This is a genomic window from Paenibacillus sp. PvP094, assembly GCF_040546835.1.
GTDB classification, from domain to species: Bacteria; Bacillota; Bacilli; order Paenibacillales; family Paenibacillaceae; genus Paenibacillus; species Paenibacillus illinoisensis.
In genome coordinates this window covers 1,305,238-1,331,314 of the sequence record NZ_JBEPOM010000001.1, presented here as the reverse complement: position 1 = coordinate 1,331,314, position 26,077 = coordinate 1,305,238, and the positions used below count along the sequence as shown (strand labels likewise).

Below are 26,077 nucleotides of genomic sequence, written 5' to 3'. Positions count from 1 at the left end.
TTATAAAGCTTTTTTAATTCAATAAAGGAGTTATGGCGTAAGTTTAGGAGCTTGGCGGTGGTGGGTTCCTTGCTCATAACTATATGCGAGTTTAATCAATGTTCCTTCATCAAAAGCACGGCCCAGGAATTCAATGCCTACAGGTAGACCCTCTGTAGTGAAGCCGGCAGGTACGGTGATAGCCGGGAATCCGGAGAATGGGCTTAGTCGGTTATTCCCGCCGGAGTTCTGCCCTTCGCCAATTACGGCTGCAGCCTGGGTGGATGTAGGATAAACGATGGCATCGAGGTTATTGTCAGCCATCACTTTTAGAATAGCTTCGCGCGTGATTTGAGTACGTTTCAATACGATGTCTTTGTACTCGGTTGTCTCCAGTGTTTCGCGTGCATCGCGAGCCTTCATGGATTGTTCCTGTGTTTTATCAAATTCACCTGAAGCGATGATCTCCGACAGACTGTGGTATGGTGCATCTTCACCAAGTGACTCCAGATAGTCGTTGAGCTGGAATTTGAATTCATATCCGCTCAAGCTCGGGTATTTGTTGATTTCGTCCAGGTTCGGAATACTGATGGGTACAGCAGTTGCACCCAGAGATTTCAATTCTTCCACTGCATTGTTGATGACATCAGCAACGGCTTTCTCTTCTGCTTTGGTGTTCGGGATCAGTTCAGTAGCTACACCAATACGCGCGCCTTTAAGGCCATTCACGTCCAGGAAGTCAGTGTAACTGGATGGGATTTTGCCTACAGCATAGGCTGTAGCCACATCGTCCTTGTCATAACCGGCCGTAGCATCCAGCATGATCGCAGCGTCGCTAACTGTACGAGCCATAGGGCCGCCTACATCTTGAGTCAGAGCAAGCGGGATAATACCTTCACGGCTGGATAATCCAATCGTTGGACGAATTCCGACAAGGCTGTTGAAGCTGGATGGAATACGGATCGATCCACCAGTATCTGTACCCATGCCTGCTGCAGCAAAGTTGGAGGCAATCGCTGCCCCTGTTCCGCCGCTGGAACCGCCAGGATAGTGATCCAGTGCGTAAGGGTTCAGGGTTTGTCCACCTAATGAACTGGATGTAGTAATGCCAAATGCAAATTCATGCAGATTTGTTTTACCGAGGATAATGGCACCCGCTTCTTTGAGCTTTTTCACTTGCTCAGCGTCTTGGGCAGGCACGGAATCCTTCAGACAGATACAGCCGGCAGTGGTAGGCATATCATTCGTATCGAAGTTGTCCTTCACAAGAACCGGAATACCATGCAGCGGTCCACGTGCGCCTTTGGCTGCACGTTCTTCGTCCATAGCCTGGGCAATATCAAGTGCTTCCGGGTTTAAGGTTAGTATGGAATTAATGCTAACTCCCTGATCATCGTATTTCTCAATCCGATCCAGATACATTTGAACCAATTCCTTGGATGTAAGCTTTCCTTGCGTCATTGCAGCCTGGAGTTCCGTAATCGTTGCTTCCTCCAGAACAAATGGTTTTATGTAGTTATAAATGCGGTCTTTCAATATGGCAACATCATTTTCCGTCAGGACAGCGTTAGGGAGAAAGAGGGAATCAGTATATCCTTTCATCAACCCTGCAGCATTCAAGGCACCGATGGCACCTGCATAGCTGGATTGGTCTGGTACGTCTTTGAACGACTCTGTGGTGGACTCCAGCTTCAACCAGGTTTGAAGAGCTAGAGCAGCATCCTTACGCTGAACGGTTTTGCCTGAGAGCTCGTCCATTGAAAAAGGCACACCTGCAAGTGTCGCTGCTTCTTCCATGGCTTCAATAAATGCGGCAGACGTGGCAGGTGCCTTCCCTGCAGCTGTTGCTGCGACCGTTGTTTTGCTTGATGAGGTTGCTGCTCCGGCTGATGCCAGCGGTACGGAAGCTCCTCCCCAAGTTGTAACCATTACTGCTCCTGTCAGTAACAGAGCTCCACTTTTTTTCAATACAGATCCATGATAAGTCATGTATCCACGCTCCTTCTGTCGCAATGATGTGTGTGATGAAACGGCTGTATATGCTTTTGTCACATTCTAATAACATGTCAGGTATTCTTACAACACTCATATTTATCCAAAAAAACGTATACAAGTTGTATTAAAGTGATATATCTTTCAGATGCTCTTATTTTCATTCCTAAAAGAAATTTAAGTGTTCATAACGGCGTTATATTATCTTACATGTAATCCAGAACAGTAATTTATCAGGTTAATAGTTCATCTGGGATATGCCAAGAAACGATTGGTCTGAAATGATATAATGAAAGGATAGGAACGTGGGTTACAAGGTGTATGAAGAAAGGAAGAGATACGAAGTGAAAACATTGGTACTCGCTGAGAAACCATCTGTGGCACGTGAAATTGCCAGAGTTATGGGAGCGCGTGATAAACATAAGAGTTATTTGGAAGGTCCTAAATATATCGTAACGTGGGCACTTGGGCATTTGGTAGGGCTGGCGGAACCTGAAGATTACGACAAAAAGTACGCCACCTGGAATCTTGAGGATCTGCCAATTCTGCCGGAGCGGGCGAAACTGAAGGTGCTAAGAGAGACGAATCATCAATATAAGGCCGTGCAGCAGCTTATGAAACGCCAAGATGTTGGTGAACTGGTCATCGCAACGGATGCCGCTCGGGAGGGAGAGCTACTTGCCCGTTGGATCATGCAAATGGCGCAGTGGAAGAAGCCTTTCAAACGACTGTGGATTTCTTCTCAGACGGATAAGGCAATCAAAGAAGGATTTGCTTCGCTGAAGCCAGGGAGTCAGTTTGACCGTCTATATGAATCGGCACGGTGCCGGGCAGAAGCGGACTGGATGATTGGGCTTAATGTGACACGAGCGCTGACCGTTCGATTTAATGCACAGTTGTCTGCAGGACGGGTACAGACGCCAACCCTGGGCATGATCATGGACAGGGAAAATGAAATCAATGGTTTTCGGTCACAGGAGTATGAGACATTAACTGCAGATTTTGGAGGTTTTCAAGCCGTGTGGCGGGCCTCAGGCGGAGATTCACGCATCTTTGATACTCAGGATACCCAGGCATTGAAGAAACGAGTGGATGGACGTAAGGGAACCATTGCTCAGGTCAAAAAGAGTGAAAAAGTCGAGCCGCATCCTCTGGCCTATGACTTGACGGAGCTTCAGCGTGATGCCAACCGCAAGTATGGCTTTTCAGCCAAGCAGACTTCCAACGTCCTGCAGCGTCTCTATGAGCAGCATAAGCTGGTTACATATCCACGTACGGATAGCCGTTACCTGACATCGGACATGACAGGTACGCTGAAAGAAAGACTGGATAGTGTAGCTGTTGGACCTTATGCATCATTGGCGCGTCCGTTGCTGCGGAAAAACTTGAATATCACCAAACGAATAGTGGATGACAGCAAGGTAACGGATCATCATGCAATTATTCCGACAGAACAGACGGTGCTGCTGAATCAGCTGAATCCGGAGGAGCGCAAACTGTATGATTTAATCGTACGCCGGTTTATCAGTTTGTTCTATCCAGCTGCCAGATACGATTCGGTAGCGATTACTGTGCAAGTGGGTGAAGATTCCTTCCATGTTAAAGGGACAACGGTAAAAGACAGTGGCTGGCGTGAAGTATACGGCGGTGACTACAGTGACGAAGATGATGAGCGCACAGATGAGCAGGCAGACAATGGCCGCACTCTTTTGCCAGACGTACAGCAAGGTCAGTCGGTTACCGTTCAGCGTTGTCATATTAAAAGTGGAAGAACCATGCCACCTAAACGGTACACGGAGGCAGCATTGCTCGCACAAATGGAGAAGCACGGACTTGGTACCCCGGCTACGCGTGCAGATATTATCGAGAAATTGGTCAGCTCGGATACGATCGACCGCCAAGGCAACAGCATGCATCCTACAGGTAAAGGGAAGCAATTGATTGAGCTGGCTGCTCCGCAGCTGCGCACACCTGAACTGACGGCGCGTTGGGAGGCTGAACTGGAACGGATTGCTCGTGGACAAGGGAAACCAGGTCCTTTCCTGGAAGGCATACGTTCGATGGCTAAAGAACTAGTGTCCACTGTAAAAGGAAGCAAGGCAGAGTATAAGCCGCATAACGTGTCGAGCAGCCACTGCCCGGATTGCAATGCGCGTCTGCTTGAGAAGAAAGGGAAACGCGGCAAGTTTCTCGTATGTCCCACGGAGGATTGTGGCTATCGACGCTCTGCAGAGAAGCGGTTATCCAACCGTCGTTGTCCGCAGTGTCACAAGAAGATGGAAATGAAAGAAGGCAAAGCGGGCCTCTATGTGCAGTGCCTGCCTTGTGGAATCACGGAAGCACTGGATAAAGATAAACAGCACGTCAACAAACGCGAACAGCAAAAGCTGGTCAAACAGTATGCCAAGCAGGAATCCATCGGATCCAATCTCGGAGACTTGTTGAAAGCAGCGATGGAGAAAAAATGGGACTAGTGCCCCTGAAAGAGTTTGGTACAAGTTGAATGGATACTGGCGAGGTCATGCTCAATAAACCGCTTCGCATGGTGTCGTATAAGATCCCTCCTTTTCAGGCAACGTAAGCCAAGGAGGTGACACAGATGCCACACAACAAACCAGAGAAAATTCATAATCAGCAGAATAAGGACAGTATCCGCGAAGAAAGCATCGGAGCACGTCCAACCAAGGCGGGCAAAAGAGTTCCCAGCCTGAACGGTATTCCGAAACAGGAGTCCTAGGTTCTTCCCGGAACTGATGATTCCATTAAGCAATCTATGCGGCTCCCTTCTCGCGTTGATCATGTCCCTGCAGAGGACTATAATGGAGGAACAGGGAGATGTCCCGGGATAGGGGGACCGCTAGAATTATATGCAAACCGGACTCATATTGTGGTTTTTATTTATTAACGTGGTAGGTTATCTGGTGATGTCAGATGACAAAAAGCGGGCGCAGCGACGCCGTGACCGTACACCCGAACGGACGTTATTCCTGCTGGCGTTTATCGGAGGGGCACTTGGAGTCTGGATTGCAATGTACCGGAAAAGGCACAAAACCAAACATCCGAGCTTTACCATCGGGATTCCACTTCTGCTATTTCTGAATGCCGTAATCTATGGTTATTTTTTGAAGTAGAACCTAGGGGTGGAGACGCTGTAAAACAAGGCAAATGGTTCATATCGCATGAAGAACGTTTATAGGGTTACATGGTGCTGGATTTAGTTTTACGTCAGACCGAAGCCTCCAGCTTCGGAGTTTCTACATATAAGGAAGGGACGGGATTTACATGTTATTCTCCAAAATTTTAGTAGCTTATGATGGATCAAAAGCTTCAAACAAGGCGCTGGATCGTGCCATTGAACTGGCTAAAGTTTCTCCGGATTCAGTCATTGATGTCATTCATGCCTTTGACTTCCCGCGCGTATTTATTGGAGAAGGACTTGCACCACTGCCACCATCTCTGAATAACGATTACTACAACCTGGCTGTGCAAACAACCGATGAAGCGAAAGAACGACTCGAAGCTGCGGGAGTTACGGCAAACGTAGACCTGATTCAAGGAGCTGCTGCTGAAGTGCTGCTCGATTATGCTAAGGAAAATGGATCGGATGTTATCGTCATCGGAAGTCGTGGACTTGGCGGCATTCGTGAATTTGTCCTGGGCAGTGTCAGCCACAATGTGGTGCAGCATGCTCAAATTCCTGTATTGATCGTTAAATAATGCATTAAATGTAAGCTACAAGTAAGCAGTGAGCCGGCTGTCTTCATTCCATTGAAGAGAAGTCGGCTTTCTTTTATGGGATGAAATGGATATGAAGCCCAAAAGAAACGCCTTAATCACGAACATTATATTTGTCAATATGTTAAATGTTCGTCTTTAAGTTGACATTAGCTGTAGGGGATTGTTAGAATGTTAGATGTGTCGATCAGGTGAGAATAAGGTCGAGTAGGAACGAAAGATGGACCAAGGTTGACCGAAATGAGTCACTTGGATTGAATAGATATTTGCTCGTATAACGCCGGGGATAAGGCCCGGAAGTCTCTACCCGGAGACCGTAAATTTCCGGACTACGAGGAGATACGGCTGAGAGTCGCATGAATATGGATGCGGACAGCAAGCCCCCTTTTGGCATGCCCAAATGAGGGATACGTATTTCTTGGAGTCCGGTGTCCGGAGAAAATGTGATGTTTTCGCGGGTAGCGGATTTTTTTGTTTCAAAAGGGAACGCGTATGGCAAGAGTGGTTGTTATCAAAATAAGCTCAGACGGGAGTTGGATGTATTCATGTCAGTGCAGGTCGCTGTAATTATGGGCAGCAAGTCGGATTGGGAAACGATGAAGCATGCGTGTGAGGTGCTGGATGAACTGGAGATCGGGTATGAGAAAAAGGTTGTATCTGCGCATCGCACACCGGATCTGATGTTTGAATATGCCGAGCAGGCTACTGAGCGCGGATTCAAGGTTATCATTGCAGGTGCAGGCGGAGCAGCACATCTCCCTGGCATGGTTGCCTCCAAAACGATGCTGCCGGTAATCGGCGTACCTGTGCAGTCCAAGGCGCTGAATGGTCTCGATTCCCTATTATCGATTGTTCAGATGCCGGGCGGCATTCCTGTCGCAACGGTAGCGATTGGCAAGGCGGGTGCTACCAATGCAGGGCTGCTTGCCGCCCAGATGATTGGTGCATTCGATGAGGATGTCCGTAATCGCTGCGAAGCCCGCAGAGAACGGATCAAACGTGAAGTACTCGAAAGCAGTGATGAGCTATGAGTAAAACTGAATTGAATCTTTCCGGCATGGCTGGACGTGTGCTGCTCCCAGGAAAAACAACCATTGGAGTTCTCGGGGGCGGACAGCTTGGACGAATGCTGACGCTTGCCGGGACAGCGATGGGGTACCGCTTTGTCACGCTTGATCCGGCGCCAGATTCGCCTTGCGGACAGGTTGCCCGCCAGATTGAGGCCGGATATGACGATGAAGCCGCAGCGCTTGAACTGGCCCGTCAGTGTGATGTGATTACGTATGAGTTTGAAAATGTGGATGCAGGTGTAGCGGGCTTGCTGGAACGTGAATCCTATGTGCCACAAGGAAGTGCGTTATTGTATACAACCCAGCATCGGTTGCGTGAGAAACGAGCCATTGAAGCTGCTGGAGTAAGAGTAGCGCCTTATAGGGAAATTACAAGTAAGGATACGATGCAAGCAGCAGTAAGCGAGCTTGGTGTACCATGTGTTTTGAAGACGGTAACCGGAGGATACGATGGTAAAGGCCAGCGGGTCATCCGCGAAGCGAGCCAGGCCGTAGGGGCTTACGAGGAACTTGCGGCAACCGGAGCGGAACTGGTGCTGGAGCAATTTATCAAGTTTGACTGTGAAATCTCCGTTGTCGTTGCCCGAAGCACGAGTGGCGAGATCAAGACATTCCCGCCAGCGGAGAACATTCATGTGAACAACATTCTGCATGCCTCGATCGTACCGGCCAGAGTGGCTACGGACATACAGATCGAAGCCCAGAAGCTTGCAGCGGCTGTGGCCGAATCCATGCAGGCGGTTGGATTGCTGGCGGTGGAACTGTTTGTGGCAGCGGACGGAAGATTGTATGTGAACGAACTGGCTCCAAGACCTCATAATTCGGGTCATTACACGATGGAAGCCTGTGCGACGTCCCAGTTCGAGCAGCACATTCGTGCCATCTGCGGGCTGCCATTAGGAGACACTACACTGTTAAGTCCGGTTGTTATGGTCAATGTGCTTGGAGAACATCTGGAAGGAATTATCGCCAGAACGGGTCAACCTGATGCAGAAGCAATGGAACTCGGTGTTATTCCCAAGCTTCACATATATGGCAAAACCGAAGCGAAAACGGGACGGAAAATGGGGCATGTCAATCTGCTCTGTCAGGACGCTGAAGAAGGATTGCAATGGATTGAACAAACTAACATTTGGAGGAATACAAATTCATGATCGAACGTTATAGCAGACCCGAAATGAGAGCCATCTGGACGGAGGAAAACAAATTCAAGTCCTGGCTGGAAGTTGAAATTTGTGCATGTGAAGCTTGGGCGGAACTCGGAGTTATTCCTAAGGAAGAAGCAGCATTGCTTCGTCAAAACGCTTCTTTTGATATCGATCGCATCTATGAAATCGAACAGGAAACGCGCCATGATGTTATAGCTTTCACACGTACGGTCTCCGAGAGTCTGGGTGCAGAACGCAAATGGGTGCACTACGGACTGACATCCACGGATGTGGTAGATACGGCTCTGGGGTACGTGCTGCGCCAGGCCAATGAAATTCTGGAACGCGACATCGTGAACTTTATCGAGATCTTGCGTGAGAAGGCCCTCGCTTATCAGCATACGCCGATGATGGGTCGTACACACGGGGTGCATGCCGAGCCAACAACCTTTGGTTTGAAAATGGCCCTGTGGCATGAAGAGATGAAACGGAACCTGGAGCGTTTCCGTCATGCAGCAGACAACGTACAGTACGGTAAAATCTCCGGTGCAGTGGGAACTTACGCGAACATCGATCCGTTTGTTGAGGAATTTGTCTGCGAGAAGCTGGGCACAAAGCCTGCGCCGATCTCGACACAGACCCTTCAGCGTGACCGTCATGCAGAATACATGGCTACCCTGGCATTGATCGCAACATCATTGGACAAGTTCGCTACAGAAGTTCGTGCATTGCAAAAGAGTGAATTCCGTGAAGTGGAAGAAGCGTTTGCCAAAGGTCAAAAAGGATCTTCCGCCATGCCGCACAAACGTAATCCGATTGGTAGCGAAAATATCTCCGGTCTGTCTCGCGTCATCCGCGGACATATGGTGTCAGCATACGAGAACGTAACACTGTGGCATGAACGCGATATCTCACACTCTTCTGTAGAGCGTGTCATCCTGCCGGATGCAACAATGCTGCTGAACTACATGCTGAACCGTTTCGGTAACATCGTGAAAAACCTGACGGTGTTCCCTGAGAACATGAAGCGCAACATGGAGCGTACCTTCGGTGTTCCATTCTCTGGACGCGTACTGACGAAGCTGATCGATAAAGGCTTCAGCCGTGAACAGGCATATGATACCGTTCAACCACGTGCCATGCAGGCATGGGAAGAACAGCGCCAGTTCAAGGATATCGTGAAAGCCACACCGGAAATTACCGAGGTGCTGAGCGATGAAGAAATCGAAGATGCATTCAACCCATCCTGGCACCTGAAGCATGTCGATACCATCTTCAAGAAGCTAGGTTTGACCAACTAATTAACTCCAATAAGGCTAGAGAGCAGAATGATGGACAAGCAAGGAACAGAGAGGACAGAGCAAATCTGTAGAAGCGAAGCGCTCGCCTTTATCCCCGATTTACACTTTGGAAAAAGTGGATCAAAAAAATCCGGGGATAACAGCGATCGAAAGATTGTTCTGTTATCGGAGTGGAGTGCTCCATCGCGGGTTCTGTCTGTAGCCTTATATCTCCTGAAAGAAGGTGAGCCTCCATGGCACTGTCCACAGCGGCAGATCTCGTTAAAGCACCTCTGTTATACAAAGGAAAAGTACGTGAATTGTACGACCTGGGGGAACATTTTCTGATTGTGGTTACGGACCGGATTTCAGCTTTTGATTATGTGCTGGACCCGGCGGTTCCCGAGAAAGGCAATGTGCTGAATAAACTCAGCAGCTTCTGGTTTGAACTGACGAGCGACATGATGGAAAACCACGTGGTTCATACGGACGTCAACCGGCTCGGTGATCTCATTGTGAACCCAGAGCTTCTGAAAGATCGCATTATGGTGACACGCAAAGCCGAACGCATCGATATCGAATGTGTCGTACGCGGATACATTACTGGCGGCGGATGGAGACAATATGAGAATAGCGGAGAGGTGAACGGCATCAAACTGCCGGAAGGACTTCGCAAAAACGCCAAGCTCGAAAACCCTATTTTCACCCCGGCAGCCAAAAATGATGTAGGTCATGATGAGGACATCCCGATGGATCGCATGAAAGAACTGGTCGGAGATGAGCTGGCAATCGAGCTTCAGGAGAAAAGCCTGCGTCTATACGAATTTGCCCGGGATTATTGTGATCAGCGTGGCATTATTCTCGCAGATTGCAAATTCGAGTTCGGTATCGTCGATGGCAAAGTCATTCTGATCGATGAAATCTTCACCCCGGATGCTTCACGCTTCTGGGCCAAAGAAAATTACGCACTCGACATCGAGATCGACAGCATGGACAAGGAGCCGGTGCGCACCTATCTGGCAGGAACCGATTGGGACAAAAACAGTAAGCCTGACCCGCTGCCACAAGCGGTGGTGGAGGCAACAACAGCAAGATACGTCGATATCTATAACCGATTAACGAAATAATAAATGGGAAGTTTGAGTTGAGCTGCGGGAAAGTTTGGCTTTCGATCGCTGTTGCCCCCGGAATGTATTGATTGGAATCCTTTTTCTAAAGGAAACATTCCGTTTGCAAATGCGAACGCTCCGCTTCTCCAGCTCAATCTTTCCCTCCGCCAGTATCAAACTGGGGATAAGGAAATTGAGAGAATTGGCTTCCTACCTGACGGAAGCCTGAAAGTTGCGAGATAAAAAAACATTGACTACGCAAGTAACTTAAAGACCATTTCATCGATTCACATAATGGTCAGGCTTGACCATAACCCACCGTGCAACGTAAAAGATTTAAGCCTTTCAAAAAAACGTCGCATGGACAAGCGGAGGGGCGGAATTGTTCTTAAAGGAGCGATAGCGTTCGCCTTTGTCCCCGGGTTTTGACCGCACAGCGGTTCAAAATAATCAGAAAAACCTGGGGACAACAGCGAACGGAAGAACAATCCGCCCCGGAGCAAGCTCCCAAACCACTTTTTTAACAGCATAAAGCATTTATCCCGTTCATTACTGAGGAGGAACATAGGATCATGATCAAAGCAACCGTCTATGTCACTATTAAGCAAAGCGTACTCGACCCGCAAGGAGTAGCCGTTCAAGGTGCCCTGCACTCGATGGGATTCAATGAAGTGGAAAGTGTACGGATCGGTAAAGTCATGGAACTGAACCTGGATACAACTGATCGCGCAGAAGCGGAAAAACGTTTGACTGTGATGTGTGAGAAGCTGCTGGCCAACACCGTTGTTGAAGATTACCGCTACGAATTGGAGGGTTAATCCCATGAAATTTGCAGTTCTTGTGTTTCCTGGCTCCAACTGCGACATTGACTGTTATAAGGCAGTGGAAGATGCCATTGGGCAAGAGGTTGATTATGTATGGCACACGGCAACGGATCTTTCGGCGTATGACTGTATCCTGGTTCCGGGTGGTTTCTCCTATGGAGACTACTTGCGTTGTGGGGCGATTTCCCGCTTCGCACCTGTAATGAATGAGGTAGCCAAAGCTGCTGAACAAGGCAAATATATTCTTGGGATTTGCAACGGATTCCAGATTCTGACTGAAGCCGGATTGCTTCCTGGTGCGTTGATTCGCAATATGTCACTGAAATTCCGTTGTCACGATACGGTATTGAAAGTAACGAATGCAGAAACACCATTTACACGTGACTATGCACCTGGGGAAGAGATTATCATTCCGATTGCTCACGGTGAAGGTAATTATTACTGTGATGAAGAGACGCTCGCGAGCTTGCAGGCGAACAACCAGATCGTATTTACGTACGGCAGCAACCCGAATGGTTCCCTGGGCGATATCGCAGGAATCTGTAATGAGGGTGGAAACGTGGTCGGCATGATGCCGCATCCGGAGCGCGCGGTGGATTCATTGCTGGGCTCGGAAGACGGCAAACGTATGTTTACATCTATTTTGAAAGCATGGAGGGATCGACATGACGCAGCAGCTATCCGCTAAGGAACCGACGGCAGAACAGGTCGCAGAACATAAACTTTACGCACAAATGGGCGTGTCGGACAGCGAGTATGAGCTGATCTGTGAATTCATGGGACGCAAGCCGAACTACACGGAAATCGGTGTATTTAGCGTTATGTGGTCCGAGCACTGTGCATACAAAAACTCCAAGCCGCTGTTGCGCCGTTTCCCAACCAGTGGACCGCGTGTCCTGATGGGACCAGGTGAAGGTGCCGGGATCGTTGACATTGGCGACAACCAGGCTGTTGTTTTCAAAATTGAAAGCCATAACCACCCTTCCGCTGTAGAACCTTATCAAGGGGCAGCAACAGGCGTGGGCGGTATCATCCGTGATATTTTCTCCATGGGTGCAAGACCGGTAGCCCTGCTGAACTCGCTTCGTTTCGGGAAATTGGAGAGCGACCGCGTGAAATACCTGTTTGAACATGTCGTATCCGGTATTGCCGGATATGGTAACTGTATCGGGATTCCAACGGTAGCCGGTGAAGTGATGTTCGACGAAAGTTATGAAGGCAATCCACTCGTTAATGCCATGTGTGTAGGCTTGATCGATCATGACAAAATCCAGCGCGGAGTAGCCAAAGGCGTAGGAAATCCAGTGTACTATGTTGGTCCTCCAACGGGCCGTGATGGAATTCACGGTGCAACGTTTGCATCGGTAGAATTGACGGAAGAATCCGAATCCAAGAAGACAGCAGTTCAAGTCGGCGACCCGTTCATGGAAAAGCTCGTCATGGAGTCCTGCCTTGAACTGATCGACACGGGTATCGTACTTGGTATTCAGGATATGGGTGCAGCTGGCCTGACTTGCTCCAGTGCAGAGATGGCAAGTAAAGCAGGTAACGGCCTGGAACTGTATCTGGATCAGGTACCACAGCGCGAAGAAGGCATGACGCCTTATGAGATGATGCTGTCCGAGTCTCAGGAACGGATGCTGTTCGTGGTTGAGCCGAAGGATGAGGCGCAAGCAATGGAGATCTTCGAACGTTGGGGCGTCATCTGTGCAAAAGTCGGTAAAGTTACTGATGACGGACGCCTGAAGCTGTACCATCACGGCGAAGTGGTTGGGGATATGCCAGTGAAGGCATTGGTCGATGAATGTCCAGTGTACAACAAGCCATCTTCTGTACCGGCTTACTACGAGCAAAGCGCTTCAATCGACACCCTGCGTTACGATGAAGTGTCGGATCTCGGCGGTGCGTTGAAACAGGTATTGGCTTCGCCAACGGTAGCAAGCAAAAAGTGGGTTTACGATCAATACGACTACATGGTTCGTACAAGTACAGCCGTTCGTCCGGGTTCGGATGCTGCGGTGGTAACAATTCGCGGAACACGCAAAGGTCTGGCGATGACAACGGACTGTAACGGACGTTATGTATATCTGGATCCTGAAGTGGGTGGCCGCATTGCAGTTAGTGAAGCGGCTCGTAACATTGTATGTTCTGGTGCGGAGCCACTGGCGATTACGGACAACCTGAACTTCGGTAACCCGGAGAAGCCGGACATTTTCTGGCAGATGGAAAAAGCCGTTGACGGTATGGCAGAAGCTTGCCGCGTACTGGATACGCCGGTTATTGGTGGTAACGTGAGTCTTTATAACGAAAACGCCAAAGGCTCAATCTATCCAACGCCAGTAGTCGGTATGGTAGGTCTCGTTCATGATACGGATCATATCACGACACAGGGATTCAAATCCGAAGGCGATGTGATCATCCTCCTCGGTGAGACCAAAGCGGAGCTGGGCGGTAGCGAGCTGCAATACGCGGTTCATGGCAAAACGGAAGGCCGTCCGCCGCAGCTTGATCTGAACACGGAGAAAGCATTGCTCAGCACCGTGCTGGAAGCTATCCAATCCGGACTTGTTCGCTCGGCACATGACTTGTCTGAGGGCGGATTGGCAGTAGCTTTGGCTGAATCCTGCATCAGCGGCAACGTTGGTGCACAGGTGAATGTGGAAACTGCACTGCGTGCGGATCATGCACTCTTCAGTGAGAGCCAATCCCGCATTCTGCTGTCCGCTTCGCCGGAGCAAGCAGGCAAACTTGAAGCATTTGTACGTGAGCGCGGTGTACCCGTAGCTGTTATTGGACGTGTGGAAGGAAGCAACTTGACGATCGAATTGAACGGAACATCAGCCGTGAACGAACCCGTAGGAGGTTTGGCTCAGGTCTGGGAGGATGCGATTCCATGTCTCATGAACTGACGACAGGACAGTGGTGGACAGGCGATTATTATAACGAAGGGTCCGGTAAGGAAGGACTCGATAAATTAAAGGAGGAATGTGGCGTATTCGGGGTGTTCAGACACCCTGATGCTGCTTCGCTCTCCTATTATGGACTGCATGCGCTTCAACATCGGGGCGAAGAAAGTGCAGGCATGTGTGTGAGTGATGGTACCCAGTTTAACTACCATCGTGGTATGGGTCTGGTGAAGGAAGTCTTCACCAAAGACCTGATGCAGACCTTGTCTGGTGATATTTCCATCGGTCACGTTCGGTATTCCACGAGCGGCGACAGTAAACTGACCAATGCACAACCCCTGGTTTTCAAGTATCGTGACGGGGATCTGGCCGTTGCCACAAACGGGAATATCGTGAATGCACCAACGATTCGCCGTGAGCTGGAGCAGAGCGGGTCGATCTTCCAGACAACCAGCGATACGGAAGTTATTGCGCATTTGATTGCACGTTCATCGAAGGGTTTGGTGGAAGCAGCAAAAGATGCCTTCCAACGTATTGTGGGCGGTTATGCATTTCTGATTATGACCAACGACAAGCTGCTGGTGGCTTCTGATCCGCACGGTCTGCGTCCGCTGACGATGGGCAAGCTCGGAGATGCATACCTGTTTGCATCCGAGACGTGTGCACTGGAAACGATCGGCGCAGAATTGATTCGCGATATTGAACCTGGTGAACTGCTGGTGCTCGACGCAGATGGTCTGCACGAGGATCGCTTCGATCATCACAAACACCGCAAGGCACTATGTGCGATGGAATATATTTATTTTGCCCGTCCGGATAGTGACATGAACGGGGCCAACCAGCATGCTGCCCGGAAGCGAATGGGTGGACGCATGGCGATTGAATCTTTTGTGGATGCCGATCTGGTAACAGGCGTACCGGACTCCAGTATTTCCGCGGCAATTGGATATGCTGAGCAAACCGGTATTCCTTACGAGATGGGCATGATTAAGAATAAATACACCGGACGTACATTTATCCAGCCTAGTCAGGAATTGCGTGAGCAGGGCGTGAAGATGAAGCTGAGTGCCGTGCGCCGTGTGGTTGAAGGCAAACGTGTTGTTATGATTGATGATTCCATTGTACGGGGCACCACCTCACGCCGGATTGTGAACATGCTGCGAGATGCCGGAGCAACCGAGGTGCATGTACGTATTACATCGCCTCCATTCAAAAATCCATGTTTCTACGGCATTGATACGCCTGACAGCCGTGAGCTTATTGCCTCGCAGCTGTCGGTGGAGGAGATCTGCCGTGAGATCAACGCGGACTCTCTGGCGTTCCTCAGTCCCGATGGACTGATTGCATCCATTCACGGAGATAACCAGGATGATTACAAAGGCGGGCTGTGCCTCGCTTGCTTCGATAATGATTATCCAACCAACCTTGACTTCGGTGGCGAAGAGAAATTTGGCTGCAGCTGTTAGGAGACAGGCTTATGGGAAGGAAAAGCTATAATGAGGGTGATATATTTCTGATCCCGATGCATGACGGACGGTTTGCCGTGTGTCAGATTGTATGTGCGCTGCGAGGCCGCTTCAAAAAGGCGTTTTCGTTCGGCGTGATGAGCATTCAGCGTGACGAAACCTTAAGTTTGGAAGATCGCGAGTTTCTTGTCTATTCGTACATGCAGCGCAAGAGCCGCGTGATCTTCACCTCACCAGCATTTCTGAGAGATGGAACATGGAGAATTATCGGTAACCTCCCGCTGACACCTGCGAAGAAGGAACTGCAAGTATTCCAGTGCGCCGGGAGTTTGTATGACGGAGACGAATTCATTCGAATGATTCCACCAGCAGAGTACAGCCTGTACATTACATTGGGTGCAGCTGGATTTGAGTTGGTGCAGAACTATCTGTTAGAAATGGGCCAATCATAAATGAGTTGGACTAACTAAATATGGACATTGAAGTGTTGAGTGTCAATTACCAGCTCAATTTATATAAGATACGAAGGGTGCGATGGTAGTGTCAGAAGCATATAAAAAGGCCGGCGTCGATATCGCGGCAGGTAATGAAGCGGTTGAACGGATGAAAAAACACGTGAAGCGTACCTTCCGTCCGGAAGTGATGACAGATCTGGGCGGATTTGGAGCCCTGTTCGGTTTGAACAAAGACAAATATGATGAGCCGGTGCTCGTTTCCGGCACTGACGGTGTAGGAACCAAGCTGAAAATCGCGTTTGCCATGGACCGTCACGATACCATTGGAATCGACGCTGTGGCAATGTGTGTGAACGACATTGTGGTGCAGGGTGCGGAGCCGCTCTTTTTCCTCGATTACCTGGCATGTGACAAAGTCATCCCTGAGAAGATCGAAGCCATCGTTGCTGGTATCGCTGAAGGATGTCACCAGTCCGGATGTGCGCTGATTGGCGGAGAAACGGCAGAAATGCCGGGCATGTATAGTGAAGGGGAATACGATATTGCCGGATTTACCGTGGGAATCGTGGATAAAGCCAAAATCATCAACGGCACGACCATCTCTCCAGGTGACACGGTAATTGGACTGGCTTCCAGTGGTGTACACAGCAATGGATTCTCGCTGGTCCGCAGACTTTTGCTGGAGGAAGCTGGGCTGGATCTGCATGAGGAAGTATCTGAACTGGGCGGCAAGCTGGGTGATGCACTGCTGGAACCGACAAAAATCTATGTGAAACCACTTCTGTCCCTGCTGGAAAAGGTCAACGTCAAAGGCATGGCACACATAACGGGTGGCGGCTTTATCGAGAATATCCCACGGATGCTGCCGAGCAGCGTCAATGTAGATATCGATTACGGCTCATGGCCAATCCTGCCGATCTTCAACCTGCTGCAGCAAAAAGGGTCGGTCTCGAACCGGGATATGTTCACCACGTTTAACATGGGAATCGGACTTGTGCTTGTCGTGAACGAAGCAGAAGCAAGTGAAGCTCTGGAACAGCTGAAAGCTTCTGGTGAAGAAGCGTACATCATTGGACGTGTGACTGAAGGAGATGCGCGGGTAACCTTCACGGGAGCGGATGTTTAATGGCGAACTACCGGATTGCCGTATTTGCCTCTGGTGAAGGGTCGAACTTTCAGGCATTGGTGGATGCAGCGAAAAACGGAGAACTGGATGCGTCCGTAGACTTGCTGGTGTGTGACAAACCTGCTGCACGTGTTGTGCAGCGGGCCAAGGATGCAGGCGTGGATTGCCATCTGTTCACTCCGAAAAATTACGATTCCCGCGAGGCCTACGAGGCTGAGATCGTGGAAGTGCTTGAATCCAAAAACATTGACTTGGTTGTTCTTGCCGGATATATGAGACTGCTGACTTCAGTCGTAGTGGATCGGTATGCCGGACGGCTGATTAACATCCATCCATCCTTGCTGCCCGCATTTGCAGGTAAGGATGCAATCGGACAGGCATTGGAGTACGGCGTGAAAATTACCGGGGTAACCGTACACTTCGTGGATGGTGGCATGGATACGGGGCCTATCATTGCCCAGCATCCTGTGCCGATTCTGCCTGAGGATACGGCAGAATCGATCAGCCGTTCCATTCATGCAGCGGAACAGCAGCTGTATCCGGAGGTCGTTTCCTGGTTTGCTCAAGGATTGGTTCAGCTGGAGGGCCGTCAGGTTACAGTTCGGAAAGCGGATTAGCATTCATTCAGCTTATAGCATAGGAATCGTCGAAACTTGGTACGCATTTTGTGATATTTCTCGGGAAATAAATCGGCTGTGTTTCGTCATGAAACGCGGGGCTATGGGACATTAAAGGAGGAGCATATTGTGAGTATCAAAAGAGCTTTGGTCAGTGTGTGGGATAAAACAGGCATCGTGGACTTTTGCCGCGAGCTGTCGCAAATGGGAGTGGAGATTATTTCGACAGGAGGTACAAGCAGCCTGTTGTCGAAGGAAGGCGTACCTGTGATCGGGATCTCGGATGTGACTGGATTCCCGGAAATTATGGACGGACGTGTCAAAACGCTGCATCCAGCCGTTCATGGCGGTTTGCTGGCTGTACGTGACAGTGAAGATCATAAACGCCAGATGGAAGAGAATGGACTGGATTATATCGACCTGGTAGTCGTAAACCTGTACCCATTCCAGGACACCATTGCGAAGCCGGATGTAACCTATGAAGATGCGATTGAGAACATCGATATCGGTGGTCCTACCATGCTTCGTTCTGCGGCCAAGAACCATGCTTTTGTTAGTGTTGTTGTCGACACGGCAGACTATGGCAAAGTGCTGGAGGAAGTGCGCAGCAGTGGGGATACCACGCTGGAAACACGTAAACGGCTTGCGGCAAAAGTTTTCCGTCATACGGCGGCTTACGATGCAGTTATCTCTGATTATCTCTCCAACCTGAATGGTGATCCACTGCCAGAGCGTTTGACGGTGACTTACGAAAAAATCCAGGATTTGCGCTACGGCGAAAATCCGCATCAACAAGCGGCATTCTATCGTAAACCGCTTGCTGCTCAAGATACGTTGACAACAGCCGAGCAACTGCACGGCAAAGAGCTGTCTTACAATAACATCAACGATGCAAACGCAGCGTTGCAGATCGTCAAGGAATTTGTAGAGCCTGCTGTTGTGGCGGTTAAGCACATGAACCCTTGCGGCGTGGGCATTGGTGAAAGCATCTATGAAGCCTACAGCAAAGCATATGCTGCGGATCCAACATCCATCTTCGGTGGCATTGTGGCAGCGAACCGCATAATCGACAGCGACACAGCTGCCAAACTGAGCGAGATTTTCCTGGAAATCGTGCTGGCTCCTGATTTTACGCAAGAGGCACTGGATATCCTGACGAAGAAGAAAAACATTCGTTTGCTCAAAACGGGTGAATTGAATGCAGCTCGTGACCGGGCGAGCCAATTCGCGGTGACTTCTATCGACGGCGGCATGATCGTACAACAGAGCGATGTGCATTCCATTGAAGCGAGTGAACTGAAAGTCGTTACAGATCGTGCACCTTCCGAAGAAGAATTGAAACAGCTCCTCTTTGGCTGGAAAGTAGTTAAGCACGTGAAATCCAATGCGATCGTGCTTGCAGCGAATGACATGACCGTAGGTGTGGGCGCTGGACAAATGAACCGCGTTGGTGCAGCCAAAATTGCCATTGAACAAGCTGGCGAGCAAGCAAAGGGTGCTATTCTCGCATCGGATGCATTCTTCCCGATGGGGGATACACTGGAACTGGCAGCTAAGGCTGGAATTACAGCTGTTATCCAACCAGGGGGTTCCATTAAGGATGAAGAGTCCATTAAAGTAGCGAATGATTATGGTATTGCCATGGTCTTCACAGGCGTTCGCCATTTCAAACACTAAGAATCGAAATCAAAGCTTCACACGTCGATGAACAAGCGAATAGGCTTGTTCATCCTCATTTTCAGCACATTAAATGATTAATGAGCGAATTCTGGAATTCATGAGGGGGAACGGAACGAATGGATATTCTGGTAGTAGGCGGCGGCGGCCGGGAGCATGCGATTATCTGGGCATTGGCGAAAAGTCCGAAGGCGGGCAAGATTCACTGTGCGCCAGGAAATGCAGGCATTGCACAGCTTGCCGAATGTCACCCGGTGGCAGTGAATGAATTCGATAAATTAAAGGCTCTTGCCGTGGAACTCAAGGTGGATCTGGTGGTCATTGGTCCGGATGATCCGCTGGCAGACGGGATTGTGGATGCATTTGATTCCACAGGCATTCCGGTCTTTGGACCGCGTCGCAATGCAGCAGAGATCGAAGGAAGCAAAACATTCATGAAGGATCTGCTGCACAAGTACAACATCCCAACGGCAGCCTATGAGAAATTCGACAATTACGAGCAGGCTCAGGCTTATCTTGATGCACAGGCAATTCCCGTGGTCATCAAGGCCGATGGCCTGGCAGCCGGTAAAGGTGTAACGGTCGCTTATTCCCGCGAGGAAGCGAATCAGGCACTACGCAGTATTATGGTGGAGAAAGTCTTCGGGGAAGCAGGAGCCAAAGTAATTATTGAAGAGTTTCTGGCAGGGCAGGAGATGTCCATTCTGGCATTTGTCGACGGCGAGACCGTTCGTCCGATGGCCGCTGCACAGGATCACAAGCCAGTCTACGACGATGACAAGGGGCCTAACACAGGTGGTATGGGTACATATTCACCACTCCCACATATTCCGAATTCAATTATTGAAGAGGCTGTTGAAACCATTATCAAGCCAACGGCCAAAGCCATGGTGTCCGAAGGACGTCCATTCCGCGGCGTACTGTTTGCCGGGCTCATGATCTCACCAGACGGCAAACCGAAAACAATTGAATTCAATGCTCGTTTTGGTGATCCTGAGACACAGGTTGTACTGCCGCGCCTCAAAACCGATCTGCTCGACATTTTCTGGGCCACCGTGCATGGCAAACTGGCGGACATGGAAATTGAGTGGAGCGAAGAGTCTGCTGTATGCGTGGTCCTGGCATCGGGAGGATATCCGGGGCCGTATGCAAAAGGCGTAGCCATCGAAGGTCTGGATCAGGTCAGCGATGCTGTCGTCTTCCACGCAGGAACGGCGCGCAGCGAATCCGGAGAATGGGTCACGAATGGTGGACGTATTCTTGGGGTTGTGGGTCTTGGCGCCGATATTGCCGAAGCTAGAAACAAGGCTTATGCAGAGGCGGAACGTATCCGCTTCGAAGGCAAGCATCAACGATCTGACATTGCTGCCAAAGCTTTAGTGTAATTAGTTATTATGAAATATGGGTCCGCCCGAGGAATGCCTTCAGATTGAAGCATGGCATTCATCGGGTGGGCCTTTTTTTACGCTGGATCATTCTGTTAGAAATATGTTTCAGCTGGATAACTCCAAGGGTAGTAGTGATATAAAACAGGTCTATTCTATACATAGCTTTGTTAGGTATATAAGTAACTTATTACATGAATTAAGCCATTTGTGAACAAAATATTCATGAATTTACGTGCAAGATAATCCAAACCATGACGTACAACTGGATGGTTTGATTCGGAACATGTTATACTTTTCTGAAACAGGAATGAACAAGAGGGGAGGTGGATATCTATTGGGAAGGCGATATTGTAAACTGTCCAAATGGAGAATTAAGGTGGAGTAAATCGGAGAAACAATCTGACAGCATGAGGGTTAGCCCTAATTATAGTGAAGTGGTTTCTTAATGTGATTGACTTCATCCTGAATTCCTGTTTTGCAACTTACAAGGTCTGTGTGCAGCATATAGCAATCTCGTCATTATTGAATTCGATTTTATATATGCATACGCCCAATTTAACTACAATCAGCTGTGCAGCCGTTAACGGGGTTAACGAGCGCTGCTGTAACTATTTCTGGAGGTGAATCCCTGAGAATCGGGGAAATCATTGGACATAATTACCATCTTGAATTTAGCATTACTTGTGCTCTTGATTGCTTTGACTGCTTTTTTTGTGGCATCCGAATTTGCGGTTGTTAAGATTCGTACATCAAGAGTGGATCAACTGGTTGCCGAAGGTAACAAAAAGGCAGTACTCGCCAAGAAGGTCGTTTCCGATCTGGATTACTATCTGTCTGCCTGTCAGCTTGGTATTACGGTAACGGCTCTAGGACTTGGTGCATTAGGTAAGCCGACTGTCGAGAGGCTGTTATATCCGGTATTTGAGTACCTGAATATTTCACCGGCCATTTCGTCGGTTGCCTCCTATGCGATTGCCTTTATCCTTGTGACGTTCCTTCACGTGGTTGTAGGTGAGATGGCACCTAAAACCATGGCGATTCAATTTTCGGAAAAATTGACGCTGATGCTCTCGCCATCGCTATACTGGTTCGGAAAGATCATGTACCCTTTCATCTGGGCACTCAATGGTGCATCCCGCGTCCTTCTGCGGATGTTCGGTGTGAAGCCTGCAGGACATGACCAGGCCTATTCTGAGGATGAGATCAAAATCATCATGAACCAAAGTTATGAAGGCGACGAGACGAATCAAACCAAGTTGTCTTACTTGGAAAATGTGTTTGTGTTTGATGAACGGGTTGCAAAAGATATCATGGTTCCGCGGACGGAACTTGTCACATTGGACCAGGGAATGACTTACGACGATATCATCCCCGTGCTTGATGAGCATAACTATTCCCGTTATCCAGTCATTGAGGAAGGGGATAAGGACCGCATTGTCGGCATGGTCAATGTCAAAAAGATACTGCCGGATATGGTAGCCCAGAAGCAATACCAACTTGCCGACTTTGTCCGTGAGATTCCATTTGTTTCAGAGATTACACGTATCCAGGATGCCATGATTAAGATGCAGCAGGAACGCGTGCATATGGCTGTGGTAGTGGATGAATATGGCGGTACTTCGGGTATTCTGACGATGGAAGATATTCTGGAGGAGCTTGTTGGTGAGATCCGTGACGAATTTGATGCCGATGAAGTGGCTGACATTCAGGAGACCGGAGAGAATCAATATCTGATTAACGGCCGAGTGCTTCTGGACGAAGTGGAGCGGCAGTTCGGATTGATCTTCGAAGGGAATGAGGAGATGGACACCGTCGCCGGCTGGATTCAGTTCCAGAAGGGTGTGCGTGTGGAAAATGGTGATACGGTTGTCCACGGTGATTATGTCTGGACCGTAGTGGATACCGAAAATTATCAGATCAAGCAGGTCCTGCTTGAGCGCGTGAACACAGCCTCAGTGGAGGAAGCTACAAGCGATCTGGCCTAACTAAATCTGCTTTGCATTTTTGATAATATTTCTGCGTAGTAGTGTAGGGGAGACAACAGCGATCGAAAGAACGATCCGTAACCGAAACAGCCACCCGGTAAATCATTTAGTAGTCATCTAAAATAAAAATTAAAATGTTCAACTTGGAGGTGAATCCCTCACTCGAGGGAAATCATTGGACGGAATAATAGCATTGAATTTATTTTTGGTAGCCGTATTTATAGGGCTTACCGCCTTCTTCGTCGGCGCTGAATTCGCCATTCTGAAAGTGCGGATGTCACGAATTGATCAGCTGATTTCGGAAGGCAACAAAAAAGCGGTCATGGCCAAGAAAGTCGCACACAATCTGGACTATTACCTGTCGGCATGCCAACTGGGGATCACAATTACGGCTCTCGTTCTGGGGGCTTTGGGTGAACCGACGGTTGAAAAAATGCTTCATCCGCTGTTCGAGCGACTTGAAGTGCCGACAGCCGTGTCGACGGTATTATCCTACGGGATTGCCTTGGCGATCATTACGTTCCTGCATGTGGTTATTGGTGAGCTCGCACCCAAAACGCTGGCGATCCAATTTGCAGAGAGAATGACGCTTTTACTTGCACCACCGCTGTACTGGTTTGGTAAGATCATGAATCCGTTCATCTATGCGCTAAATGGTGCTGCACGGGTGCTGCTCGGAATCTTTGGCATCAAGCCTGCCGGACACGATACCGTCCACTCCGAAGAGGAGCTGAAGCTGATTGTAGCCCAGAGTTATGAGAGCGGGGAGATCAATCAGACCGAGCTGGACTATCTGAAAAACATTTTTGCGTTTGATGAGCGTCTGCTGCAGGAGATTATGATTCGCAAAGAAAAAATCGTTACGCTGAATAAGGAAATGCCGCTCGATCAGGTTATCGAAGTGCTGAATCGGCATGAGTATACGAGATATCCGGTCATTGCGAACGGGGATGCGGCTCGCTTTATCGGCTTCATTAATACAAAAGAAATGCTGACCAGTGTGGCTGCAGGAAGATCGTTCAGCATGGATGCCTACATTCATGATATGCCTGGATTTTCGGAGAAGTCCCCGATCAAGGATGTTCTGATCCAAATGCAGCAGAGTCGTGTGCATATGGCCATTGTGAATAATGATGAGGGTGCTGCCATTGGTTTGGTTACGATGGAGGACATTCTGGAGGAAATCGTTGGGGATATCAAGGATGAATACGAGCATAGGGATCTGGTGAATCCGCCCAAACGATTGAAATTGACTTAAAGTAGACTTAAGAAAAACAGGTTTCCGATTCATTCGGAGACCTGTTTTTGTATTGCTCTTTTCTGCTAATCAGGAGTTAGCAACATCAACGATGAAACAATCTTAATTTTAAAACAAAAAGCTTGCAATTAGAACAGTAATGGATTAATATGAATTTAAAGAATCTTAAATTAAAGATAAATAAAAAACAACAAACGCACAAACACCAATGAATAACAAACCGCTAAATTCAACCATTATAAAATTAAAACCAAGGGAGTGGAGATTATGTTCAGAACTTCAGGTATCCATCACGTAACGGCTTTTGTAGATGACGCACAGAAAAATGTTGATTTTTACGCAGGGGTATTGGCCCTGAGACTGGTGAAAAAAACAATTAACTTCGATGCACCGGATGTGTACCATCTGTATTACGGAAATGAGGATGGGGCGCCAGGTACAATCATCACCTTCTTCCCACACCAAAATGCCATGAGAGGTGTCATTGGTTCCGGACAGACTGGGGTAACCGTATATGCGATTCCGGTAGGAAGTCTGCCATTCTGGAAAGAACGTCTCGCTTCCTTCGATATTCCGTTTGAAAATAAAACCAGATTCGGTGAGCAATATATTCGCTTTTTCGACAAAGGCGGCCTGCTGCTTGAACTGGTTGAACGTGAAGAGGGCCAGCCAAGTAAATGGACATTCAACGGGGTAACTCCTGAGCATGCTATCAAAGGTTTTGGCGGCGCAGTTTTGTTCAGCCAAGTTCCTGAGAAAACCACCGACGTGCTGGTTTCCATGCTCGGCCTGGAACAGGTAGGGGAAGAGAATGGATTGATTCGCCTTCGTGCGACTGGTGACATCGGGCAGATCATCGACGTTCAATCTACCGGATTCCAGCGGGGCATTGGCGGAGCAGGTACGGTGCACCACATTGCATGGCGTGCAAAAGACTATACAGAGCATGAGCAAATGCAGCGCGATCTGGAGAAAGCAGGCTACCATCCAACCCCTGTAATCGACCGTCAGTACTTCAATGCCGTGTATTTCCGGGAACCAGGGGGCATATTGTTCGAACTGGCTACCGATCCTCCGGGATTTGCACGCGATGAACCTCAGGAGAGCATGGGAGAGAAACTGATGCTGCCTGAATGGTATGAACCACAGCGTGAACAGATTGAAAAATTGCTGCCACCCATTGAAGTACGTGAATGGAAAGGAGAGTCCAAATCATGATCACAACCAATACGATGAAACATATTTATAAAGCAGGTGCACAGCCGGATTCCCCAACGCTGCTGCTGCTTCACGGGACAGGTGGAACCGAGAATGATCTGGTTGGTCTTGGCGAATTGATTGCGCCAGGAGCAGGCATGCTGGGTGTACGCGGTAACGTGTCGGAGAACGGGATGCCCCGTTTCTTCCGCCGCTTGGCCGAAGGGGTGTTTGACGAAGAGGATCTGATTGCACGGACAGCGGAGCTGGGTGCATTTGTGGATGCAGCGGCTGCGGAGTACGGATTCGATCGTGGTAATGTTTACGCACTCGGTTACTCCAATGGTGCCAATATTGCGGCTAGTTTGATGTTCCACCAGGCAGATGTGTTCAAAGGCGCAATTTTGCATCATCCTATGGTACCGCTGCGCGGACTGGAACTGCCTGATCTGAAAGGACTGCCTGTCTTCATCGGTGCAGGAGAGAACGATCCGATTGTGCCGAAACGGGAAACGGAAGAACTGGCTTCACTTCTTAGTGGTGCAGGCGCAGATGTGAAAACCCACTGGGAGCGTCAGGGACATCAACTGACCCGTACCGAGGCATTGGCTGCGGCAGCCTGGTTTAAAGCTCAGGCGTAAACCTGATATTGGATCTGGGTAATGAATCCGGAGTCAGACTATATCGGCAAGACAAGGGACTGCTTGATCTGAAAGGATCGGGCTGTCCCTTTTTTGTTGATCTACCCGAATGAATTACAAGTGTTATGTAAACGTTACTAACCGGGTAATCATTTGAATGCTTACTACATAAGCTTGTATGCTTAGTTACTATAGCACTTAAGCACCATCATGAACTGGAGGGG

22 protein-coding genes and 1 riboswitch are annotated in these 26,077 nt (G+C 49.0%); of the genes, 21 read left to right on the top strand and 1 reads right to left on the bottom strand.

Annotated features, from left to right (window positions below; all coding sequences use genetic code 11):
* Positions 1 to 30: 30 nt before the first annotated feature.
* Positions 31 to 1,968, bottom strand: a complete 1,938-nt coding sequence (locus ABIC22_RS06205; protein WP_354479400.1) for an amidase family protein — start codon at positions 1,966 to 1,968, stop codon at positions 31 to 33.
* A 347-nt stretch (positions 1,969 to 2,315) separates the two neighbouring features.
* On the opposite strand from ABIC22_RS06205, the gene ABIC22_RS06200 reads away from it, so the two are divergent.
* From ABIC22_RS06200 to ABIC22_RS06100, 21 genes are all read left to right on the top strand, one after another.
* A complete protein-coding gene (locus ABIC22_RS06200; protein WP_354479397.1) occupies positions 2,316 to 4,445 on the top strand; it encodes a DNA topoisomerase III in 2,130 nt (709 codons plus the stop codon).
* A 125-nt stretch (positions 4,446 to 4,570) separates the two neighbouring features.
* The gene (locus tag ABIC22_RS06195; protein WP_167301682.1) at positions 4,571 to 4,708 is read left to right on the top strand and encodes a hypothetical protein; all 138 of its coding nucleotides are present in this window, start codon (positions 4,571 to 4,573) and stop codon (positions 4,706 to 4,708) included.
* Positions 4,709 to 4,838: 130 nt separating this feature from the next.
* On the top strand, positions 4,839 to 5,102 hold the full coding sequence (locus tag ABIC22_RS06190; protein WP_095288452.1) for a DUF1294 domain-containing protein: 264 nt from the start codon (positions 4,839 to 4,841) through the stop codon (positions 5,100 to 5,102).
* Positions 5,103 to 5,253: 151 nt separating this feature from the next.
* On the top strand, positions 5,254 to 5,688 hold the full coding sequence (locus tag ABIC22_RS06185) for a universal stress protein (RefSeq protein WP_154893033.1): 435 nt from the start codon (positions 5,254 to 5,256) through the stop codon (positions 5,686 to 5,688).
* A 268-nt stretch (positions 5,689 to 5,956) separates the two neighbouring features.
* A riboswitch (purine riboswitch) is annotated at positions 5,957 to 6,058 on the top strand.
* 193 nt (positions 6,059 to 6,251) lie between these two features.
* Positions 6,252 to 6,737 carry a 5-(carboxyamino)imidazole ribonucleotide mutase gene (purE, locus tag ABIC22_RS06180; protein ID WP_095288499.1) on the top strand — a complete coding sequence of 162 codons (486 nt, stop codon included), beginning with the start codon at positions 6,252 to 6,254 and terminating at the stop codon, positions 6,735 to 6,737.
* A complete protein-coding gene (purK, locus tag ABIC22_RS06175) occupies positions 6,734 to 7,930 on the top strand; it encodes a 5-(carboxyamino)imidazole ribonucleotide synthase (RefSeq protein WP_354479392.1) in 1,197 nt (398 codons plus the stop codon). The genes purE and purK overlap by 4 nt, the downstream gene beginning before the upstream one ends.
* Entirely contained in the window at positions 7,927 to 9,225 is a 1,299-nt protein-coding gene (gene purB, locus ABIC22_RS06170) for an adenylosuccinate lyase (protein WP_095288455.1), read from the top strand. The genes purK and purB overlap by 4 nt, the downstream gene beginning before the upstream one ends.
* Before the next feature lie 233 nt (positions 9,226 to 9,458).
* Positions 9,459 to 10,331, top strand: a complete 873-nt coding sequence (locus tag ABIC22_RS06165) for a phosphoribosylaminoimidazolesuccinocarboxamide synthase (protein ID WP_127538319.1) — start codon at positions 9,459 to 9,461, stop codon at positions 10,329 to 10,331.
* 554 nt (positions 10,332 to 10,885) lie between these two features.
* Positions 10,886 to 11,131, top strand: a complete 246-nt coding sequence (gene purS / locus ABIC22_RS06160) for a phosphoribosylformylglycinamidine synthase subunit PurS (RefSeq protein ID WP_090904903.1) — start codon at positions 10,886 to 10,888, stop codon at positions 11,129 to 11,131.
* 4 nt (positions 11,132 to 11,135) lie between these two features.
* Positions 11,136 to 11,825 carry a phosphoribosylformylglycinamidine synthase subunit PurQ gene (gene purQ, locus ABIC22_RS06155; protein ID WP_127538320.1) on the top strand — a complete coding sequence of 230 codons (690 nt, stop codon included), beginning with the start codon at positions 11,136 to 11,138 and terminating at the stop codon, positions 11,823 to 11,825.
* The gene (gene purL, locus ABIC22_RS06150) at positions 11,803 to 14,046 is read left to right on the top strand and encodes a phosphoribosylformylglycinamidine synthase subunit PurL (protein ID WP_127538321.1); all 2,244 of its coding nucleotides are present in this window, start codon (positions 11,803 to 11,805) and stop codon (positions 14,044 to 14,046) included. Before purQ ends, purL begins: the two co-directional genes overlap by 23 nt.
* Positions 14,031 to 15,509 carry an amidophosphoribosyltransferase gene (gene purF, locus ABIC22_RS06145; RefSeq protein WP_354479386.1) on the top strand — a complete coding sequence of 493 codons (1,479 nt, stop codon included), beginning with the start codon at positions 14,031 to 14,033 and terminating at the stop codon, positions 15,507 to 15,509. Before purL ends, purF begins: the two co-directional genes overlap by 16 nt.
* Positions 15,510 to 15,520: 11 nt before the next feature.
* The gene (locus ABIC22_RS06140; protein WP_354479383.1) at positions 15,521 to 15,961 is read left to right on the top strand and encodes an immunity 26/phosphotriesterase HocA family protein; all 441 of its coding nucleotides are present in this window, start codon (positions 15,521 to 15,523) and stop codon (positions 15,959 to 15,961) included.
* A gap of 88 nt (positions 15,962 to 16,049) precedes the next feature.
* A complete protein-coding gene (purM, locus tag ABIC22_RS06135; protein WP_354479380.1) occupies positions 16,050 to 17,090 on the top strand; it encodes a phosphoribosylformylglycinamidine cyclo-ligase in 1,041 nt (346 codons plus the stop codon).
* The gene (gene purN / locus ABIC22_RS06130) at positions 17,090 to 17,707 is read left to right on the top strand and encodes a phosphoribosylglycinamide formyltransferase (RefSeq protein ID WP_354479377.1); all 618 of its coding nucleotides are present in this window, start codon (positions 17,090 to 17,092) and stop codon (positions 17,705 to 17,707) included. Before purM ends, purN begins: the two co-directional genes overlap by 1 nt.
* A gap of 129 nt (positions 17,708 to 17,836) precedes the next feature.
* A complete protein-coding gene (gene purH / locus ABIC22_RS06125) occupies positions 17,837 to 19,384 on the top strand; it encodes a bifunctional phosphoribosylaminoimidazolecarboxamide formyltransferase/IMP cyclohydrolase (protein WP_354479374.1) in 1,548 nt (515 codons plus the stop codon).
* A 119-nt stretch (positions 19,385 to 19,503) separates the two neighbouring features.
* Positions 19,504 to 20,769, top strand: coding sequence for a phosphoribosylamine--glycine ligase (gene purD / locus ABIC22_RS06120; protein ID WP_354479371.1), 1,266 nt, complete (start codon positions 19,504 to 19,506; stop codon positions 20,767 to 20,769).
* Between the two features lie 650 nt (positions 20,770 to 21,419).
* A complete protein-coding gene (locus tag ABIC22_RS06115) occupies positions 21,420 to 22,757 on the top strand; it encodes a hemolysin family protein (RefSeq protein ID WP_354479368.1) in 1,338 nt (445 codons plus the stop codon).
* A 175-nt stretch (positions 22,758 to 22,932) separates the two neighbouring features.
* On the top strand, positions 22,933 to 24,015 hold the full coding sequence (locus ABIC22_RS06110) for a hemolysin family protein (protein ID WP_354479365.1): 1,083 nt from the start codon (positions 22,933 to 22,935) through the stop codon (positions 24,013 to 24,015).
* Between the two features lie 267 nt (positions 24,016 to 24,282).
* Positions 24,283 to 25,233 (top strand): ring-cleaving dioxygenase, encoded by a 951-nt coding sequence (locus tag ABIC22_RS06105; RefSeq protein WP_371859966.1) that lies wholly within the window; start codon positions 24,283 to 24,285, stop codon positions 25,231 to 25,233.
* 14 nt (positions 25,234 to 25,247) lie between these two features.
* The gene (locus tag ABIC22_RS06100) at positions 25,248 to 25,853 is read left to right on the top strand and encodes an alpha/beta hydrolase (protein WP_127538587.1); all 606 of its coding nucleotides are present in this window, start codon (positions 25,248 to 25,250) and stop codon (positions 25,851 to 25,853) included.
* The last annotated feature ends 224 nt before the right edge of the window (positions 25,854 to 26,077 follow it).